At 33.6% G+C, this 20,655-nt stretch carries 19 protein-coding genes; all 19 read left to right on the plus strand.

Annotated features, from left to right (window positions below):
* Nucleotides 1–3: 3 nt before the first annotated feature.
* Nucleotides 4–1,044: a phage tail tip lysozyme gene (locus AB6B24_RS07260; RefSeq protein ID WP_369164409.1), complete on the plus strand. Its 1,041-nt coding sequence runs from the start codon at nucleotides 4–6 to the stop codon at nucleotides 1,042–1,044.
* Nucleotides 1,045–1,138: 94 nt separating this feature from the next.
* Complete coding sequence (locus AB6B24_RS07265; RefSeq protein WP_369164411.1) at nucleotides 1,139–1,633, plus strand: hypothetical protein; 495 nt, start codon at nucleotides 1,139–1,141, stop codon at nucleotides 1,631–1,633.
* Between the two features lie 24 nt (nucleotides 1,634–1,657).
* Entirely contained in the window at nucleotides 1,658–2,149 is a 492-nt protein-coding gene (locus AB6B24_RS07270; RefSeq protein WP_003131802.1) for an antirestriction protein ArdA, read from the plus strand.
* Between the two features lie 54 nt (nucleotides 2,150–2,203).
* Nucleotides 2,204–2,410 (plus strand): excisionase Xis, encoded by a 207-nt coding sequence (xis, locus tag AB6B24_RS07275; protein ID WP_014570451.1) that lies wholly within the window; start codon nucleotides 2,204–2,206, stop codon nucleotides 2,408–2,410.
* Between the two features lie 82 nt (nucleotides 2,411–2,492).
* A complete protein-coding gene (locus AB6B24_RS07280; RefSeq protein ID WP_014570452.1) occupies nucleotides 2,493–3,632 on the plus strand; it encodes a site-specific integrase in 1,140 nt (379 codons plus the stop codon).
* Nucleotides 3,633–3,777: 145 nt separating this feature from the next.
* Nucleotides 3,778–4,551, plus strand: coding sequence for a TatD family hydrolase (locus tag AB6B24_RS07285; protein ID WP_311804117.1), 774 nt, complete (start codon nucleotides 3,778–3,780; stop codon nucleotides 4,549–4,551).
* Between the two features lie 37 nt (nucleotides 4,552–4,588).
* Entirely contained in the window at nucleotides 4,589–5,122 is a 534-nt protein-coding gene (locus AB6B24_RS07290; protein ID WP_311804118.1) for an adenylate kinase, read from the plus strand.
* On the plus strand, nucleotides 5,100–5,720 hold the full coding sequence (gene rnmV, locus AB6B24_RS07295; protein WP_311804119.1) for a ribonuclease M5: 621 nt from the start codon (nucleotides 5,100–5,102) through the stop codon (nucleotides 5,718–5,720). Before AB6B24_RS07290 ends, rnmV begins: the two co-directional genes overlap by 23 nt.
* 110 nt (nucleotides 5,721–5,830) lie before the next feature.
* Nucleotides 5,831–6,715: a 16S rRNA (adenine(1518)-N(6)/adenine(1519)-N(6))-dimethyltransferase RsmA gene (rsmA, locus tag AB6B24_RS07300; RefSeq protein WP_023188909.1), complete on the plus strand. Its 885-nt coding sequence runs from the start codon at nucleotides 5,831–5,833 to the stop codon at nucleotides 6,713–6,715.
* A 100-nt stretch (nucleotides 6,716–6,815) separates the two neighbouring features.
* Nucleotides 6,816–7,874 carry a Xaa-Pro peptidase family protein gene (locus AB6B24_RS07305; protein ID WP_311804120.1) on the plus strand — a complete coding sequence of 353 codons (1,059 nt, stop codon included), beginning with the start codon at nucleotides 6,816–6,818 and terminating at the stop codon, nucleotides 7,872–7,874.
* Between the two features lie 131 nt (nucleotides 7,875–8,005).
* Nucleotides 8,006–8,563, plus strand: coding sequence for an elongation factor P (efp, locus tag AB6B24_RS07310; protein WP_003129623.1), 558 nt, complete (start codon nucleotides 8,006–8,008; stop codon nucleotides 8,561–8,563).
* Between the two features lie 146 nt (nucleotides 8,564–8,709).
* A complete protein-coding gene (locus AB6B24_RS07315; RefSeq protein ID WP_038599769.1) occupies nucleotides 8,710–9,111 on the plus strand; it encodes an Asp23/Gls24 family envelope stress response protein in 402 nt (133 codons plus the stop codon).
* A complete protein-coding gene (gene nusB, locus AB6B24_RS07320) occupies nucleotides 9,104–10,075 on the plus strand; it encodes a transcription antitermination factor NusB (protein ID WP_029343571.1) in 972 nt (323 codons plus the stop codon). The genes AB6B24_RS07315 and nusB overlap by 8 nt, the downstream gene beginning before the upstream one ends.
* 215 nt (nucleotides 10,076–10,290) lie before the next feature.
* On the plus strand, nucleotides 10,291–12,294 hold the full coding sequence (locus tag AB6B24_RS07325) for a 4-alpha-glucanotransferase (protein ID WP_311805717.1): 2,004 nt from the start codon (nucleotides 10,291–10,293) through the stop codon (nucleotides 12,292–12,294).
* A gap of 99 nt (nucleotides 12,295–12,393) precedes the next feature.
* Nucleotides 12,394–13,536: a glucose-1-phosphate adenylyltransferase gene (locus tag AB6B24_RS07330; RefSeq protein WP_047206612.1), complete on the plus strand. Its 1,143-nt coding sequence runs from the start codon at nucleotides 12,394–12,396 to the stop codon at nucleotides 13,534–13,536.
* The gene (gene glgD / locus AB6B24_RS07335; protein WP_146977879.1) at nucleotides 13,526–14,665 is read left to right on the plus strand and encodes a glucose-1-phosphate adenylyltransferase subunit GlgD; all 1,140 of its coding nucleotides are present in this window, start codon (nucleotides 13,526–13,528) and stop codon (nucleotides 14,663–14,665) included. Before AB6B24_RS07330 ends, glgD begins: the two co-directional genes overlap by 11 nt.
* Nucleotides 14,666–14,756: 91 nt before the next feature.
* Entirely contained in the window at nucleotides 14,757–16,193 is a 1,437-nt protein-coding gene (gene glgA / locus AB6B24_RS07340) for a glycogen synthase GlgA (protein WP_311804126.1), read from the plus strand.
* An 88-nt stretch (nucleotides 16,194–16,281) separates the two neighbouring features.
* Nucleotides 16,282–18,684, plus strand: coding sequence for a glycogen/starch/alpha-glucan phosphorylase (locus AB6B24_RS07345; RefSeq protein WP_311804127.1), 2,403 nt, complete (start codon nucleotides 16,282–16,284; stop codon nucleotides 18,682–18,684).
* 89 nt (nucleotides 18,685–18,773) lie between these two features.
* Nucleotides 18,774–20,576: a glycoside hydrolase family 13 protein gene (locus AB6B24_RS07350; RefSeq protein WP_311804128.1), complete on the plus strand. Its 1,803-nt coding sequence runs from the start codon at nucleotides 18,774–18,776 to the stop codon at nucleotides 20,574–20,576.
* Nucleotides 20,577–20,655 lie beyond the last annotated feature (79 nt).

A 20,655-nucleotide genomic window follows, 5' to 3' on the forward strand; every position in this document is an offset into this window, starting at 1 on the left:
AAAATGGAAAAAGCAATTAAGCGGAAGGTTATATTAGTTAGCCTTCCTTTTTTGTTGCTTTTATTGCCAATATTAGCTTTCTTTTCATTATTTGTTGGTTCAAATTCTTCTTCAGATACAGATATTAATACTAATACACCACAGCAACAAACTGCCAAAGTGATTTGGGATAGAGTTCTAAAAGAAGGTGGAACGAAAGAAGGGGCGGCTGCTTTACTTGGTAATAATCAAGCAGAAAGTGAACTTCAACCTTCAATTATTCAATCTAATGCAACTTATAATGAAGCAAAAGCAATGGATACCACTTTAGGCGGTTATGCTTTCGGCTTGGCTCAATGGGATAGTGGCAGGCGAGTAAACTTGCTAAACTATGCGAAAAGTCAGAAAAAATCTTGGACAGATACTAATCTTCAAGTTGAATTCATGTTTGAGCAAGACGGTACAGATTCAACGTTACTTAAACAATTAGTCAAAGGAACTAATGTTAAGCAAACGACTGAAGATATTATGCGAAAGTGGGAACGTGCAGGGGCGGTTGATAGCATTCCAAAACGTCAAGGTTTTGCGGAATATTGGTACACGTTCATGACGACTGGTGGTGATAGTGGAACTGGTGGCGGTTCAGGAATTACTCCAGATATACCTTCTGGTTGGACTTTGGATAAACCAATTAACACAAGCGGTTATATTGCTTCAAGTTATGAGTATAAACAATGTACTTGGTTCACATGGAATCGAGCAAAAGATTTCGGTATTACTTTTGGAATGTATATGGGAAATGGGGCTGATTGGCAAAAACAAGCAGGTTATACAGTAACGACAACTCCGACACTCCATAGTGCGGTTAGCTTTAGCGGTGGTCAAACAGTAGGCGGTCAATGGAATGCAGACCCAGTTTACGGTCACGTGGCTTTTGTGGAAGCAATACATTCAGACGGTTCAGTCTTGATTTCACAATCAGGAACAGGCTTTAGTACAGTTTATACTTTCCAAGTTTTAACAAAAGCACAAGCTAGTCAATTACATTATGTGATAGGAAAATAAAAAATAGTCGATTAATGTTCGGTATTAACTTAGTTTTCACGTTGAAAATTCTAGGATTTTGAAAGTTATTTCCGAACAATGGAAAGGAGAGAGTATGACCGAACTTGAAGAAGTTAGAGCAAGTGGGAAAATGTCAGAAAGGATATTAGAGAATAATTTTAGACACTTTGACCACAGACTGCGAGAAATAGAAGGAGAATTAAGACTTTACCCTTATGCGACTTTATCTGAAGTTATAGCATGGGCTGAACAACTAAAAATAGCAATTGGGAAAATTAAAGCAATACAAGAAAGTAGTATTATAAAATCTAAAAAAGAATGGGGAATCTTAGAAGAAAAAATGTTGGGTTATTTGCAGATAGACAAAGCATTTATTCATGTATTTTCTGACCATGTTATTTTCCTTGTTCAATTGGAACAACGGTATCGTCAAAGATTAAGTATTTTTGCGAACAATTTAGATAATAGTGTTCGCTATCTAAAAAGATATGCGGATGATATAGAAAAGCAAGGATTTTCAATAAGTGGAATACTTGCTGAAAGTAAAAATTTAAGTGATATGAACTGGCTGAGTATCTTAAATTATTAATTTAGAAAATAAGAGGGAACAAAAATGGAAACACCAAAAATTTATGTTGTAAATTTAAACAGTTATAACAATGGAAGAACAAGGGGTAAGTGGTATGAATTACCTGTTGATTTTTCGAGAATTAAATCAGATTTACTTTTAGATGTAGAGCATGGGGAAGAATATGCAATACATGACTTTGAAAATTTTTACGGTTATAAAGTAGGCGAGTATTCGTCAATTCAGGAACTCAATGAGTATGCGGAAAAATTAGAAGAAATTTCTGACATAGAACATTTAAAAGATTTTCTTGAAATTTATAGTATTGATGATATTATCAATAATAAAGATGATTTGGACTTTGTGGAAGCAGAAAATGATGAAGATTTGGCACAAGAATTAATTGAGCAAATGGGCGGTTTAGAAGTTCTAAGTGTAGAAACGTTACAAAGATATTTTAACTTTGGTGCTTATGGTCGAGATTTAGCGATTGGTGATTATTCAAAAACAAGTCATGGATATATTAGAGATATTTAAAGTTTAAGTAAAGAGCAAGAAAAATCTTGCTCTATTTTTTGTTGGAGGAAAAAAATGGAAGAAAATTATAAAGATAAACGGGGAATTTCAGAATTATTTGATGTACCTATAAAAACACTTAATAATGATTTAACTGAAATGAGACGGACTGAATTTAATGTTTATATATTACGACCAAGTCATAAACGTGTTTATATAAATGTCCAGGGTTATAAATCTTTTCTTGAATATAAGCAAAAAATAAGAGAAAGTACAATTTAGAAAAAAGATAAAAGTAATATGCAGATATGATATAATATAAGTGCTGTATAGCTTTCTTTTATCTTTGGTAAAAGGAGGAAATATGTTTTATAAGCAACTTGATAGTGGAAAATATAGATACTTTGAAAAATACTTTGATGAAAAGAGGAATAAATGGCGACAAGTAACGGTCACATTAAAATCAAAATCAAGGGTTGCTCAATCAGAAGCTAAAAATAGATTAGCAAGAAAAATAGAGCAATCAAAAAAAGTACCAACTGCTAACGAGATTCAGGAACAAATCGTTCAAAATAAGACGGTACAAGAAATTTATGAAGAATGGGTTGTAATTAGAAAACAAGATGTTAAGCCAGCAAGTTTTGTAGCGGAGCAAATTTCTTTAAAAGGATTTATCGAAAAATTTTCAAAATATAAAGTCTCAGAAGTGACGACCGCAGATATACAAAGTTATTTAATGGAATTAGATATTGCGAATTCAACAAGAAAAAATCGCAGAATTTACATTAGAATTTTGTTCAAGTATGCTGAAAACATCGGGTATATTGATTCAAATCCAGCTGACAAAGTAGTATTACCTAAAGTAAGGTTAGAAATTGAAACATTAGAACGAGCAAATGAAAAATTTTTAAGTAAAGAAGAAATGAGTTCTGTTTTGATATTTTGCAAATCTTATAAAAAAAATATAAGATACACTTTAGCTATGGAATTTATTTTCCTAACAGGATGTAGATTCGGTGAATTTGCTTCTATTCGTTATCAAGATGTTGATTTCAAAAATAAGTTACTAAGAATTGACCACACTTTAGAATATCGTGTTGCAAAATATGATGATCGAGTTATTCAAACACCTAAAACGGTAGGTTCGATTCGTACAATTAGTTTAAGTAATCGTTGCTTGGAAATTATTGATTATTTCCAAAAAAACTGTTTAGATGATAAGTTTGTTTTTGTAAATGCGGTTGGTGGAATTTTCAGACAACCTGTATTTTATAAGTTTATTTGTGATAATTGTCAAAAAGTATTAGGAAATGAAAGAAAATACGGTATCCATTTATTGAGACATTCTCATGTATCATTACTTGTGGAACTTGGAGTACCAATTAAAGCAATTATGGAACGAGTTGGTCATAGAGATGAGTCAATCACTCTGAGGATTTATTCTCATATAAGTGGTACAATTAAAAATGAAATTAGTCAAAAATTGAACCAAATTAATCTCTAAAATAACTAACCAAGAGACTAACCAAGAATTAACCAAAGCAAAAAGAATCATGAGGAAGATTAGGGAATATCAATTTTTGAAATTCTTCTAAAAACTATTGTTAGAGACTTTTGAGGAAGAATAAGGAAGTATAAATAAAAATATAATGGAAATTTTTGATACACATACACATCTAAATACTAGTGAATTTGAAGGGCGGATTCAAGATGAATTAGTCCAAGCTCAAACATTTGGAGTGACAAGAATTAATAATGTTGGAGGTAATTATGAATTAAATGATGCAGCACTTTTGTTGGCTGAGAAATTTGAAGAATGCTACGCAACAATTGGCTGGCATCCTGATGATGCTGCTGAATTTGATGACCAAGCTGAAAATTATTTACTGACCAAGCTGTCAGCAAAAAAAGTTATTGCTCTTGGAGAAATTGGTTTGGATTATCACTGGATGGTCCGTCCGAAAGAAGAACAAGAACGAGTTTTTAGAAGACAAATTCAGATTTCTAAGGAAATGGGTCTGCCTTTTCAAGTACATACACGTGATGCTCTTGATGATACTTATGAAATTATTAAATCAGAAGGCGTTGGTTCTGCTGGTGCGATTATGCATTCGTTTTCTGGGACAGCCGATGAGGCACTCAAATTTGTAGAGCTTGGAATGATGATTTCTTTTTCAGGTGTAGTCACTTTTAAGAAGGCTCTTGATGTTCAGGAGGCTGCGGCTACAGTTCCTTTGGATAAAATTTTAGTGGAAACTGATGCTCCTTATTTAACGCCAATGCCATATCGTGGAAAAGAAAATAGACCAGCTTACACAAAATTTATTGTTGAGAAAATTGCTGAATTACGTGAAATTTCTGCTGATGAAATGGCTAAAGCGACAACAGAAAATGCTTTGAGAATTTTTGGTTTGAAAAAATAAATTTGTATTTATTTTGATTTGGATAGGAGCTATTTTTATGAAAATTATGATTATTGGTAGTTCAGGAAGTGGTAAATCAACTTTTGCAAGAGAACTAGGAAAAATTACAAGTTATCCTATTTTGCATTTAGATAAGGTTTTTCATAAATATCCAAGTGAAATTGCCAGAGAAAAGTTACGTGAGGCGACAAGAATTTTTATTTTTCAAAATGAGAATGTGATTATTGATGGAAATTACGGTTCAACTTTAGATGAGCGATTACCTTTTGCTGATGAAATAATCTGGTTGAAGACACCCCGTTTAAAAACAATGTTTCGGGTGATTAAGCGCTCGATTAAGAGTCGTGTTTTTGGTAAAAATCGTCCAGATATTGCTGAAGAGTTTAAAGAAAAATGGGACAAGGAATATCTGGAATTTTTAAAATTTGTTTGGACCTTTCCTGAAAAAGAGTTTCCACAGATTGAGCAAAAAATAAAAGAATTTAATGTTGAAAGTAAAGTGATTATCCTTAAAAATCGAAAAGATAAAGAGAAATATTTAGCAAATTATGGTAGAAAAGCAAAAAATTAATGAAGTAATTGTGGTAGAGGGACGAGATGACACAGCGAATCTTAAGCGTTATTTTGACTGTGAGACCTATGAAACAGGAGGTTCATCTATTGATGACAGAGATTTAGAACGACTAAAGAGGTTAGAAGATAAGCGAGGAATTATTGTTTTTACTGATCCAGATTTCCAAGGAGAACGAATTCGTAAAATCATAATGCAAGCCGTTCCAAATGCTAAACATGCGTTTTTAAATCGTGATGAGGCAATACCTAAAGGAAAAGGTTCTTTAGGAGTTGAGCATGCAAATTTTGAAGCACTGAATCAGGCTTTGGCAGAAGTATTTGGTGGAGAAAAAGTTACTGATGAATTTGGAAGTGCTAAAACGCAAGGACCATCCTCTGACAGAAGTTCTGTCAGTAAAAAAGAATTACTGACAGAGCTGACACAAAATGATTTAATGAGCTTTGGCTTAGTTATGGCCGCTGACAGTAGAAAACGTCGAGAATTTCTTTGTGAGCAACTCAGAATTGGTTATGCGAATGGAAAACAAATTAAGAAACGACTTAACATGTTTAAAATTACAAAAGAACAAATTGAAAATGTAATGAAGAATTACTGACAGAAGATAAATGTCGCTGATAGAATACATCAATGGTTTCTGTCAGTAAAATTTACTGACAAAAACTTAATATCAGTTTTAAAATACATAAAAAGTAAAAGAAAGAAAAAATGACAGAAAACAATATAGACCGCATTTCCAATATTATCCGTACTCAGGACATTTTACGTCGCCATGATTTTAATTTTAAGAAAAAATTTGGACAAAATTTCCTGACAGACCATAATATTCTGACAAAAATTACTCAAACCGCTGTACTTTCAAAAGAAGTAAATGTCATTGAAATTGGCCCAGGTATTGGTTCTTTGACCCAATATTTATTGGAAGAAGCAGCTGAAGTGATGGCTTTTGAAATTGACAAATCTTTGATTCCAATTTTAGAAGAAACGATGGCGCCTTACGATAATTTTACCTTGGTTTCGGCTGATATTTTGAAAGTTGATTTACTTTCGGAAATTCAAAAATTTAAAAATCCAAATTTACCAATCAAAGTGGTTGCGAATTTACCTTATTACATCACAACACCGATTTTGATGCATTTGATTGAAAGTAAAATTCCATTTTCAGAATTTGTAGTGATGATGCAAAAAGAAGTGGCAGACCGAATTGCTGCAAGTCCTAAAACGAAAGCTTACGGCTCATTATCAATTGCTGTTCAATATTATATGGAAGCAAGTGTAGCCTTTATTGTACCTCGAACGGTCTTTATTCCAGCACCAAATGTTGATTCAGCCATTTTGAAAATGGTTCGTCGTGAAGCACCATTGGTTGAAGTAGAAGATGAAGAATGGTTCTTTAAAACGATGCACAGCAGTTTTGTACATCGTCGTAAAACATTGATGAATAATTTACAAGCAGCTTTTGGTAAAGAAAGTAAACCTGAAATTGAAAAATTATTGGCACAAGCAGAAATATCGCCAACAATTCGTGGTGAAGCCTTGTCTATTGAAGAATTTGCTAAATTAGCTGATGCCCTACTTCCGCTTAAAAAATAAATTAAAAGGAAACGTTAACTCATGTTAGCGTTTTTGTGTTATCATGTAAGAAAATGAAGAAATATTTTAAAGTTTAATTCTTAATTTAAAGGAGAATAAAATGAGAATTGAAAAATTAAAAGCAAAAATGCTGACAGAAAATATTGATAGTTTATTGATTACTGATATGAAGAATATCTTTTATCTGACAGGATTTTCTGGAACCGCGGGCACAGTTTTTTTGACAGCGAAGCGAAATATTTTTATGACAGACAGCCGTTATAGTGAAATGGCGCGTGGATTGATTAGTGATTTTGAAATTATCGAAACAAGAGATCCAATAAGTTTACTGACAGACCTGTCAGCAAGTGAATCAATTAAAAATATAGCTTTTGAAGAAACAGTTGACTATGCTTTCTTTAAAAGACTTTCTGAAGCGACTCCAGGATTAGAACTTTTAGCCACAAGTAATTTTGTTTTGGAATTGCGCCAATTTAAAGATGACACAGAGATTGATTTGATAAAAAAAGCCTGTGCAATTGCTGATGAAGCGTTTATGTCAGCTTTAAAATTCATTGAGCCGGGCCGAACTGAAATTGAAGTTGCTAATTTTCTTGATTTCAAAATGCGTGATTTAGAGGCGAGCGGAATTTCCTTTGAAACCATTGTTGCCTCAGGCAAGAGAAGTAGCTTGCCTCATGGCGTTGCGACCAGTAAAATGATTCAATTTGGCGACCCAGTGACCATTGATTTTGGTTGTTATTATGAACATTATGCTAGCGATATGACCAGAACAATTTTCGTGGGTTCTGTAGACGACAAGATGCGAACAATTTATGAAACCGTGCGTAAGGCTAATAAAGCACTTATCAAAGAAGTTAAAGCGGGAATGACTTATGCCGAATATGATAAGGTTCCGCGTACCGTCATTGAAGAAGCCGATTTTGGTCAGTATTTTACGCATGGAATTGGACATGGACTTGGTTTAGATGTTCATGAAATTCCTTATTTTAATCAATCAATGACAGAAAATCACTTGGAAGCTGGGATGGTCATTACAGATGAGCCAGGAATTTATATTCCTGAATTTGGTGGAGTCAGAATTGAAGATGACTTATTAGTGACAGAAAATGGCTGTGAAGTCTTAACAAAAGCCCCAAAAGAGCTTATCGTTATTTGAAAAAAGCAATAACTTGTGATAAAATAAGATGTTAAATCCTGTCATTTCACTTCTTTTGTGTACAGAAAAATTGCTGACAAAAGAAAAATGACAGAATATCTAAATTTATAAATACTAGGAGAAACATAAACATGGTTTTAGCAAAAGACCTTAAATCAGGCATGACATTTTTGAATGGGGAAAAACTTCTCCGCGTTATGGAAGCAAGTCATCACAAACCAGGTAAAGGGAATACAATCATGCGTATGAAACTTAAAGACGTACGCTCAGGTTCAACTTTTGATGACACTTACCGTCCTGAAGATAAGTTTGAACAAGCTGTTATTGAAACTGTAACAGCACAATACCTCTACTCAATGGATGGTATTGCTAATTTCATGAATAATGAAACTTACGAACAATATGAAATTCCAGTAGAACAAGTTAAAGATGAACTTCTTTATGTTCTTGAAAATACAGATGTTAAAATTCAATTTTACGGTACAGAAGTAATTGGTATTCAACTTCCAACAACAGTTGTTCTTGAAGTTACTGAAACACAACCATCTATTAAAGGTGCAACAGTAACAGGTTCTGGTAAACCAGCAACTATGGAAACTGGTCTTGTTGTTAACGTTCCTGATTTCGTTGAAGCTGGAACAAAACTTGAAATCAACACACAAACAGGTGAATACTTGAAACGTGCTTAATTAAGTACGATTACTGAAAAAAGTTACTGACAGCCTTTTGTCAGTAACTTTATGAAGTTTAAAGACTTCGTCAGTAAAGAAAATTCATTTTGTAAGTGAAATTTTTCCAATTGGAAAAATTTGCAAAGACAAAAGGAGAAATCAAAATGGCAGAAAAAACTGTACATTCTGAAGAACTTGGGGATATCGTCATTGCCCCTGAAGTTCTTGAAGTAATTATCGGTATTACAACAGCCAAAATCGAAGGGGTACACGCCCTTCGTAACAAACGTTTTTCAGACCGCCTTGGTAAGAAAAATGAAGGCCGTGGTGTTTATATTGACTCAAAAGACGATAAAGTAGCTGTTGATATCTATGTGTACCTTACTTACGGTGTAAGCCTACCAACCGTTGCTACAAAAATCCAAAAAGAAGTGAAAGAAGCAGTTGCCCAAGCTACTGAGATTATTGTTGATGAAGTCAATATCCACGTTGTCGGAATTATGACTGAAAAACAACCAAAACCAGCGCTTGAAGACTTGTTTGATGAGGGATTTTTTGATGCCTAAGACGCTCACTCAACACCAGATTCGTCAACGAGCGGTCCAGGTTTTATTTTCTTATGCTGTCCAAAAAGAAATGGCAACAAATGTCGTAAGCTCTTTTAGAGAAAACGTCGAGAAATTAGAAGAAGAACTTTCTCAAACTGTTCGTTTTGACGTTGATTTTCGTGATGAACGAATTACTGTTCGTAAATTTCCAAAAGGACTTTCTCAACCTTTAGAAGCCATTTATGAAATTTATGAAATTCTTGGACTTAAAGATATCGAGAAAACAACGGTTGCTAAAGCTCTTGCTTTCATGCGAGATTTTGGTGGTTACGCTAAGAAAATGAATGAATATGAAGCAACAAATTTATTTGTTGGTGTCATGGCAAATTTGAAATTGATTCGTTTGTTCCAAATTGAACTTGATGAAGAACCTGTTGCGCCAAAAGTTCTAGAATTTTTCAAAAATCTTCCAGAAAATGCGACAGCTGAACAATCTCTTGAAACTTTCCAAAAAACCTTCTCGTTCCTTCATGAAAATGTTCTTGAAAAATATACAAGTGATTTATTCACTCCAAGTACTTTAAAAGAAGAACTTGATGAACAATTAGCACAAGCAGAAAATAATGCTCAATCACAATTGTCAGAGCTTTTGAAAAATACAAAACGCTTTGTTCTCAATTATGATAATGACCGTCCAGAAGATCTTGAAGCTCCTGAATACTTTACACAACTTGTTGATGGAGTTTTAGATAAAAAAGAAGATTTGGAAGCAAATATTTCTAAATATTTGGCAAAAACTTGGTCATTTTCACGTTTGACTCTTGTTGAACAAGCAATCCTTCAAGTTTCTAGTTATGAAATATTATATACAGAAACACCTGATGTTGTTGCGGTCAATGAAGCAGTTGAGCTTTCAAAAGACTTTAGTGATGAAAAATCAAGCCGATTCATCAATGGTGTATTAACTAACTTCTTAAAATAAAATTAATAAAAAAGTTACCGATAATTTTATCTGTAGCTTTTTTTTATTACGTTTTTCTAGCTTTTGTAATTAATGAGTTATCTTATTTAACATTACTTATTAATTTTCTGAAAAATCACACTAAATATTGGTATATTTTTTTTAAAAGATATATAATAAAAGAAAACGTTTTCTTTTGCGATTCTACACTATTTTTAGAGAATTAAGGAGTAAAAATGCTCACCAATAATTTTTCAATTGAACCTTACGGAGAAAAAGCTTACCATACAGGGATAGCAGTTCCAGTTTTTTCACTAAGAACTGAAAACTCAAGTGGGGTAGGGCAATTTTCAGATTTGAAAGAGTTAGCCGATTTTGCCCACCGTTCTGGGATGGACATCATTCAATTATTACCAATTAATGATACCAGTACTTTTATGGACTGGCGTGATTCATATCCTTATCGTGCCATTTCTGTTTTTGCATTGCATCCAATTTATTTAGATATTCACATCTTTTGGGATTCTTACACAAAAATTCAACAAGAAAAGCTTCTCATCGCGGAATTAGAATTAAATGCTTTAGAAAAAATAGATTATGAAAAAGCATTAGCCTTAAAATGGGAATATGCTGAAATTATTTATCAAAACTCAGCTCATAAATTTAAAGCAAGCAAAGATTATCAGCAATTTTATCAGCAAAATGAGGATTGGTTAAAGGCCTATGCGGCATTTTCGTATTTAAGAGATATCAATCAAAGTGCTAATTTTATGAATTGGGGAAAGTATGCCACTTATAGTGAAGATTTCTTTGAAAAGTTAACTTCAGAAAGTAACCAATTGGATTTATATATCTTTGTGCAGTACCTTTTGCATTATCAACTTTCAGAAGCCGTTGACTATTGTCATCAATTAGGAATTGCACTAAAAGGAGATATCGCAATTGGAATTGCTCATGATTCCGTAGACGCTTGGACTCATCCAGAACTTTTTCATCTTGATAAACAAGCTGGCGCTCCTCCTGATATTTTTGCTGTAAATGGACAAAATTGGGGCTTTCCAACCTACAATTGGAAAAAAATGGCCGAAGATGGTTATGCATGGTGGAAAAAACGGTTAACAGCCATGTCTAATTATTTTGATGCTTATCGGCTGGACCATATTCTTGGTTTCTTTAGAATATGGCAGATGCCAGAGGATTCCGTAAGAGGTTTATTGGGCCAATTTTCACCAGCTATTGCCTTGTCAGCAGAAGAAATTGAAAATAACTATGGTATTCCATTAAGACAATGGGGCCTCGAGCGGTTTATTAATCCTTTCATCAAGGATTGGGTAATTGATGAAATTTTTGGGCGAGATAATCGAGATTGGATTATTCAAACATTTCTGGATTATATAGGTAATGGAAATTATACATTTCAAAATGAGTATAATAACCAGAAAAAAGTAGAAAAAGCTCAATTAGAAGATTGGGTGCGAGAAGGACTTTATAAATTACATGAAAATATAATATTATTAAAAGATGATGAGAATCTAGAGAAATATCATCCACGTATTTCTTTAATGCAAACAATCAGCTTTCGAGAATTTGGTGATGACTATAAAGGACGGCTTGAAAAACTTTATAATGACTATTTTTATGGAAGGAATTATGAATTTTGGAAAGAAAAGGCCTATGAAAAATTACCAGTTTTAAAAGATGCTACGAACATGTTAGCTTGTGGTGAAGATTTAGGAATGGTTCCCGCCAATGTACCAGATGTCATGAATCATCTTAATATTCTACGTTTGATAATTGAGAGAATGCCTTCAGATAATCGATTTGTCAGTCCTTTAAACGAAGTTCCCTATTTATCGGTCCTAACGACTTCAAGTCACGATACAAGTCCACTAAGAGCTTGGTGGGAAGAAAATCATGAGGAAATTCAACGTTACTACAATGAAGTCATGGGTTGGTATGGCGAAGCTCCTTATTATGCAAGTGCAGAAATTATCCAAGAGATAGTTAAAAGACATTTAAACTCCAATGCGATGATGGTTATCTTACCTATTCAAGATTGGTTAGCAATGAGTGAACAATTGCGAAAAGAAGATGCAAAATCCGAACAAATTAATATTCCAGCAAATCCATACCATTACTGGAATTACCGATTGCATTGTCAACTTGAAACATTGATTGATAATCAGGATTGGACTGAATTTTTAAAGAAATTTATCAAAGAAAGTAAAAGAGCCTATTAAATTTCAAAGTAAATCATTTTGAATTAGAAAGTATAAATTATAAAATAATAATAAATATATAAAAAAACAAAAATTTTGTGAAAAAATGGAGGTTTCATTATGGCAATTGAAATGCTTGGTCTTATTCTTGCTGGTGGTCAAGGGACGCGTTTAGGTAAATTGACAAAAGATGTTGCAAAACCTGCTGTTCCTTTTGGTGGTCGTTATCGTATCATTGATTTTGCCTTATCAAATTGTGCAAATTCCAATGTAAAAAATGTTGGCGTCATTACTCAGTACCAACCTTTAACTCTAAATGCTCATATTGGAAATGGAGCACCATGGGGGTTAAATGGAATCAATAGTGGAGTCACTATTCTCCAACCCTATTCTTCACAAGAAGGTTCTAAATGGTTTGAAGGAACCTCTCACGCTGTTTATCAAAATATCTCTTATATTGACCAGCAAAATCCAGAATATGTTCTCATTCTCTCGGGAGATCATATTTATAAAATGGATTATGAAGCCATGTTAGAAAGCCACAAAGAACGTGAAGCCAGTTTAACAGTTTCGGTAATGGAAGTTCCGCTTGAAGAAGCAAGCCGTTTTGGAATCATGAACACCGACGATAATGACCGAATTATTGAATTTGAAGAAAAACCTAAAGAACCAAAATCAAATCTTGCTTCAATGGGAATTTATATTTTCAATTGGAAAAGGCTTCGCGAAGTTCTTGTGAACGGTTACTCGAAAGGAAATCCAATGGAAGATTTCGGTGGAGATGTTATCCCGGCTTATATTGAAGCTGGAGAAAATGTGTTTGCTTACCGCTTTAAGGGATATTGGAAAGACGTTGGAACCATTGATTCTCTTCATCAATCCAGTATGGAATTTCTTGATTTAAATAATGAACTAAATATTACAGATAAATCTTGGCGGATTTATTCACATAATGATATTTCAGCTCCACAGTTTATCACAGAAAAATCCAATGTAAAAAATGCACTTGTTGGTGACGGCTGTTACGTTGATGGAACAGTTATTCATTCAATCCTTTCACAGAATGTCCATGTTCAAGAAGGAACAGTGATTGAGGACAGTTTCATTATGTCTGGGACATTTATTGGGGAAAACGTTACAATCAAAAATGCAATCATTGGTGAAAATGCAAAAATTGGTGATAATGTAGAAATAATCGGTGAAAATGAAGTCGCAGTGATTGGTCACGGAGAAATTAAAGGAGAAAATAAAAATGAACAATAGTAATAAAATGGCAGCAATCCTCTCAAATATTTCTTCAAGCAAACACTTAAGCCCCTTAACAGAGGTTCGTCCGATTGCTACTCTTCCTTTTGATTGTAAATATCGTTTGATTGATTTTCCATTGTCATCATTATCAAATGCCCATGTAGATAATATTTTTATGACCTTTAATGAGGGAGAAACACAATCTGTTTTTGACCATCTAGGTTCAGGTGGCGAATGGGGCTTGGATGGCTTTAATAGTCGTTACTTTGTCTATATTCAACAAGATTTTGATCGTTTAAGGGAACAAGGTAAGGATTATTTTGCTCAACAGTTAAATTTTCTGCGTAAATCTAAAGCACCATATACGGTTCTTTTGGGCAGTAAATTTATTTGTAATGTCGATTTAACGGCTGTTCTTAAAATACATAAATTGGCAGGTAAGGAAATAACCACCGTTTATAAAAAAGTTTCTCCAGATTTAGCAAGTGAGTATGATACTATTCTTCGTTTTGATGAATCAGGGAAAATGAGTAACTGTTATGTTAATCAATTAGAAAATCCCCAAGAAAAAGAAGCTCTTTGTTTGAATCTCTTTATCGTGAACACTGATTGGTTGATTAATTTTATAAAAGAGATGCAAGATATAGGAGAATTGACTTCAATTGCCCGTCTCATTCGTGTTTATATGAAGAACTATGATGTGAATACTTATGAATACACAGGTTATATGAGTAATATCACTAATATTAAGTCATTTTATGATGCCAATATGGTCATGCTCGACCCCCAAAATTTTACCTCTCTTTTATATAGTAGCCAACCAGTTTATACTAAGATTAAAAATGAAGTTCCCACTTATTTTTCTGAGAATAGTAAAGTGGAGAATAGTCAATTAGGTTCTGGTTGTATGATCAATGGTAAAGTAAAAAATTCTCTCATTTCTCGTGGAGTTAAGATTCAAGATGATGCCTTAATTGAAGAATCATTAGTTTTTACCAACTCTGAAGTTAAAAGTGGCGCTCAAGTTAAATTTGCCATCATTGATAAAGGAGTGGTTGTCGAAAATAATGTCAAAATTATTGGTAGTTCAGAAAAACCAGTAGTGATTCCTAAAGGAACAGTTGTTACCGCAGATATCTTATAGAAGACAAATGACGCTGATAATATTTATCGGCGTTCTTGAATAAAATTCAAAAAAAGAATTATATTTTAAAGAGGAAATGAAAGAGAGAAAAATGAAAGTTTTATTTGCATCAAGTGAATGTGCCCCCTTTTTTAAGACGGGAGGACTTGGAGATGTAGCTGGAGCACTGCCCAAAGAATTGGCTAAAAAAAGTGAGATAGATTCAGTTGCTGTGATCCTTCCTTATTTTAAGAATGAAATGAAAGAAGAATATCGTTCACTTTTAAAAGATGAATTTTATGATTTTGTTGATGTTGGTTGGCGACACGAATATGTTGGAGTTAAAAGTCTAGAAAAAGAGGGTGTGAAGTATTATTTTCTAGATAATGAACATTATTTTGGTAGGGGACAACTCTATGGTTATGGCGATGATGGAGAGCGCTTTGCCTTTTTTGACTTGGCTCTTTGCCAACTCTTAGAAAAGTTAGATTTCATTCCAGATGTTTTGCATGTCAATGATTGGCAGACTGCAATGGTTCCCTTTTTACTTAAAGAAAAATACAACTGGATTAAGGCCTATGAAAAAATTAAAACAGTACTGACCATTCATAATATTGAATTTCAAGGCTTGATGCAAGGAGATGCTTTAAGTGAGCTTTTTGGTATGGGAATGGAGCGCTATTTTGAAGGAGTGGTCCGTCATAATGGTATGCTAAATATGTTAAAAACAGGAATTTTATATGCGGATCGGGTTAATACAGTTTCGCCAACTTACGCTAAGGAAATCCAGACCTCAGAATTTGGTTGTGGTTTAGAATCGATTTTGCAATATGTAGATGGAAAAGTTTCTGGAATTTTAAATGGGATAGATTATGATATCTATAATCCTGAAAATGATATATTAATTCCTTACCATTTCAGCGAGGAAGAGCTTTCTGGTAAAGGTCAAATGAAAGCAGAACTCCAAAAGCGAACAGGATTACCATTGAATCCAAATGTTCCATTGATTGGGATGGTCTCCCGTTTAACGAATCAAAAAGGATTTGATTTAGTTTTGAGTCAGTTGGAAAAAGTATTGGAAGAAAATGTGCAAATTGTCCTATTAGGAACAGGTTTCCCTGAAATTGAAGAAGGTTTTAGATATTTTTCTCAAAAATATCCAGATAAGTTGTCAGCAAATATTGCATTTGACCTTCAATTTGCTCAGGAAATTTATGCTGGTTCTGATTTCTTCTTGATGCCATCTGCTTTTGAACCTTGTGGCCTATCACAGATGATTGCAATGAGATATGGAACTTTACCAATCGTTCATGAAATTGGTGGTTTGAAAGATACTGTGATTCCATTTAATCCTATTAGCAAAGAAGGAACAGGATTTGGTTTTGTTGATTTTGAAGGACAGATTTTATTGGAGACGATTAATCGTGCACTTGAAGTTTATGGAAAAGAACCAGAAGTCTTAAATAAAATGGTTTTATCAGCAATGAGTAAAGATTTTTCTTGGGGAACGAAGGCTCAACAATACATTGAACTCTATCAAGAATTATAAAATCTCGCAAACGATTGCGCTTGTGATTAAATTGTGGTAGAATTCATTTTAAAATAAAAGATGTTTGAGAATAATAAAGGAGCGACGATTGAAACTTTCTAAAAAACAATTTAAGCAAGATTTCGAAGAGCGTCTAACTTCAAAATTTGCGACTGACCTGACAAAAGCAGGTTATCAAGAAATTTATGATGCATTGGCATCTGTTGTGAAACATTACTATGCTAATATTTGGGTAGCCGATAATCAATATAAGGATGAAACTGGAAAAAAACAAGCATATTATTTTTCGATCGAATTTTTACCAGGCAAAATGCTTAAATCAAATTTACTTAACTTAGGTATTTTAAATACCGTTCGAGAAGGGTTAAATGATTTTGGAATTGAACTGGATGAGATTGCTAAGATAGAACCAGATATGGCCATTGGAAATGGAGGTTTGGGGCGCTTAGCTAGCTGTTTCATGGACTCTTTGGCTTCAACGGGTCTTCCAGGAAATGGAAATGGCATTCGCTATCGGTATGGATTATTCAAACAAAAAATAGTAGATGGTTTCCAAGTAGAATTACCTGATTCTTGGCTAAATAATGGGAATCCTTGGGAAGTACGTAGAGCAGACAAAGCAGTTGAAGTCACATTTGGTGGTGAAGTTTGGTTAGAAGATGATGGAAAAGGAAATCTTATTCCTCATTATAAGGACCAGGAACGTGTTCTAGCTGTTCCATATGATACGCCCATGGTTGGTTTTGAAAATACAACGGTCAATAATATGTGTCTGTGGCGCTCAGAAGTGCCAGAGGAATTAGACCCAAAATTTCAAAATTTGGATTATATGCGACAAACTTCGATGCTCTCTGCTGAACTTTATCCAGATGATTCTAATTATGACGGGCGACTTTTACGTTTGAAGCAAGAATATTTCTTTGTTTCTGCTGGACTTCAACGAATTTTGCACCACTATAAAGGAACACAAAAAAAAGATATTCGAAAAATTGGGGATTATATTGCTGTCCATATTAATGATACGCATCCTGCACTTTGTGTTCCAGAATTCATGCGCCTTTTAGTTGATGAATATGGTGTGGGCTGGAATCGAGCTTGGGATACAACCCTCAAGGTGATGTCTTATACCAATCATACAATTTTATCGGAAGCTTTGGAAAAGTGGCCAGAAGAGATGATTAAACAGCTTTTGCCCCGGATTTATCAAATTATTGTGGAGATTGACCGAAGACGTACGGCTGAGTTGCTTCCTAAAGTGGGTGCAACACTGGTGCATAATACGAGAATTATCAAAGATGGACAAATTCATATGGCCAACTTGTCAATCATTGGTTCACATTCAACCAATGGCGTCGCCAAATTACATTCTGATTTATTAAAGGATGTTGAACTTCATGATTTCTATGAAATTTATCCTGAACGTTTTAATAATAAGACAAATGGAATTGCTGACCGTCGTTGGATTCAGATTGCAAATGAACGCTTATCTGGAATTATTGATGAAACAATTGGTAAATCATGGCGTCATGATTTAGATGAATTGAAGCTGCTGAAAAATTTTAAAAATGATGAAAAAACACTTGAACAACTTCAAAAAGCTAAATTTGATGATAAGCTACGATTGGCTGCGGTGATTAAAGAACAAAATGGAATTACGGTTAATCCTGATGCGATTTTTGATGTTCAAGTAAAACGGCTGCATGCTTATAAGCGACAATTGTTAAATGCTTTGCATATTCTAAAATTATATTTTGATTTGAAAGATAATCCGGAATTAGATATGGTTCCTCGAGTATTTATTTTCGGGGCAAAAGCGGCTCCTTCATATCATTATGCTAAATCTATCATTAAAGTAATTAACGAAATAGCAAATATGATTAATAATGATCAAACGATTAAAGATAAACTTAAAGTTGTCTTTATGGAAAATTATAATGTAAGTTTGGCGGAAGTGATTATCCCAGCAGCCAATGTTGGAGAACAAATTTCTTTGGCCTCTAAAGAAGCATCTGGAACTTCAAATATGAAATTTATGCTAAATGGTGCTTTAACCATTGGAACACTTGATGGCGCAAATATTGAAATTTTTGAAGCGGCAGGGGATGGAAATAATTTTGTTTTTGGGCTGACTAAGGATGAAGTTTATGAATATTATCGCAATGGTAATTATAATGCGCGTGATATTTATGAGCAAAATCCAGTAGTTAATCGAATTTTGAATGCCTTAATTGATGGAACGGTGCCAAATATTAAAAGTGAAGGTCGTGAAATTTTTGATTCGCTCACCGTTTATAATGATGAATATTTTGTACTTCGTGATTTTAATGATTATGTTCGGGCACAAGCTGAACTTGAAAAACTTTACCGTGACCAAAAAGCATGGGCTCAAGCAAGTTTAATGAATATTGCCAATGTGGGACGTTTTAGTTCTGACCGAACAGTTAGGGAGTATGCTGATGACATTTGGTATATAAAGGCTAAAAAAGAATGAAGAAATTTACTGACAGAAATTTTTGTTACTGACAGAATAAATTTTAGGAGCCTTTAGCCTTAAGTGTTAATAAAGGAAATGAGAATTAGATGTATTATTATAATCCGTGGAATTTAGATTATAAACAACCTTTTGGGGCCATCAAGGTTGGGAACTCAATGAGCTTGAGATTTACAACTGACCAACCTTCTGTACTTGTGACATGTGTAATTCGACGTGATTTTGGGAAACGTTATGAATTTTCTATGACCAAAGATTCAGGTGGGAATTTTAGACTTACCATTCCTTTTGATGAAGAGCCAGGACTTTATTTTTATCATTTTGAAATAGTCGAGTCTTCGGATTTGGGAGAAACTAGGCGATTTTATGGTTGTTCTGGCATAGGAGGAGAGGGGCTTCTATATACTGATGAAAATGATGTTAAACCTTATCAGCTGACTGTATTTGAAAAAGAAGATCAAGCTCCCAGTTGGTATCGTGAAGCAGTTTTCTATCAAATTTTCCCAGATCGTTTCTATAATGGAAATGAAAATGGTCAAATCAATCACCCAAAACCCAATTCATTTATCTATGGAAGAAAAACGGATAGTCCTTTCTATGTTAAAGAAGAAAATGGTGATATTGCACGTTGGGATTTTTTCGGTGGAAATTTAAGAGGAATTATTAAAAAAATTCCCTACTTAAAAGAACTGGGAATCAATGCGATTTATCTTAATCCAATTTTTTCTGGTACAAGTAACCATCGCTATGATACGAATGATTACTTAAAAATTGATTCAATGCTGGGTAGGCAGGAAGATTTTGAAGAATTGATTCAGTTGCTTCATCAAGAAAAAATGCATTTGGTTTTGGATGGTGTTTTTTCTCATGTAGGAAAAAACTCACTTTATTTCAATATTAATGGTGATTATGGCGATGATGAGGGAGCAGCAAAAAATCCTGATTCACCTTATTTCGATTGGTTTAAATTTGAAAATTATCCTTTTGAGTATAAATCTTGGTGGGGAATTAAAGATTTACCTGAAATAGACAAAGATAATGATTCTTTTCGCAATTTTATTTATGGTGAGAAAAATTCTGTTTTAGCTAAATGGAATGACTTGGGTATTGATGGTTGGCGTCTGGATGTTGCTGATGAACTCCCTGATTCATTTATTAAAGGAATTCGAGAAAATCTTGACTCTTATTCAGATAAGATATTGATTGGTGAAATTTGGGAAGATGCTTCCAACAAAATTTCTTATGGAAAAAGAAGAAATTATATTCTTGGTGGAAGTTTGCAAGCTGCTATGAATTATCCGTTTCGTGATTTAATTATTAATTTATTAAATGGTCATCGTTCCAGTCAAGATGTCGCGCATCAATTGATGACTTTGCAAGAGAATTATCCTAAAGATATTTTTTATAATAATTTAAACAATCTAGGGACTCATGATACTGAACGAATTTTGACAATGGTTGGAGAAAAGAATTTGTCAGTAGCGTTAGCAATGCTTTTTGTATTACCAGGAATTCCTTGTATTTACTATGGAGATGAAGCAGGATTGTCAGGTGGAAAAGACCCTGAGAATCGTAAATATTTTCCTTGGGATAACATTTCACCCAATGTTTACAATGCTTATAAAAGTTGGACGCAAAAACGTCTGTCAGAAAATAGCTTGAAATATGGAGAGTTTTCAACTTTTTTTACTGACAGGTTGTTAGGAATATTGCGATATACAGATTCAGAAGTTTTTGTTGAACTCATTAATCCGAGTGAAGATGATCTTAATATAGAAGTTCAAGAAATTACTTTTTTACAAAATCTGAAATTCTTACCAGAATTAAAAAAATTACTGACAGAAAAAGTGATTAGTGGAAAAACAAATTTAGAATTAAAGATGAAAATTTAAAACTTGCTGATGCAAGTTTTTTTACTGACAGATTTATTTGTCAGTAAAAAATGATAAAAACTATATTTTTTAGCTAAAT

Source organism: Lactococcus sp. AK05, from assembly GCF_041026685.1.
In the GTDB taxonomy this organism is placed as follows: Bacteria; Bacillota; Bacilli; order Lactobacillales; family Streptococcaceae; genus Lactococcus; species Lactococcus lactis.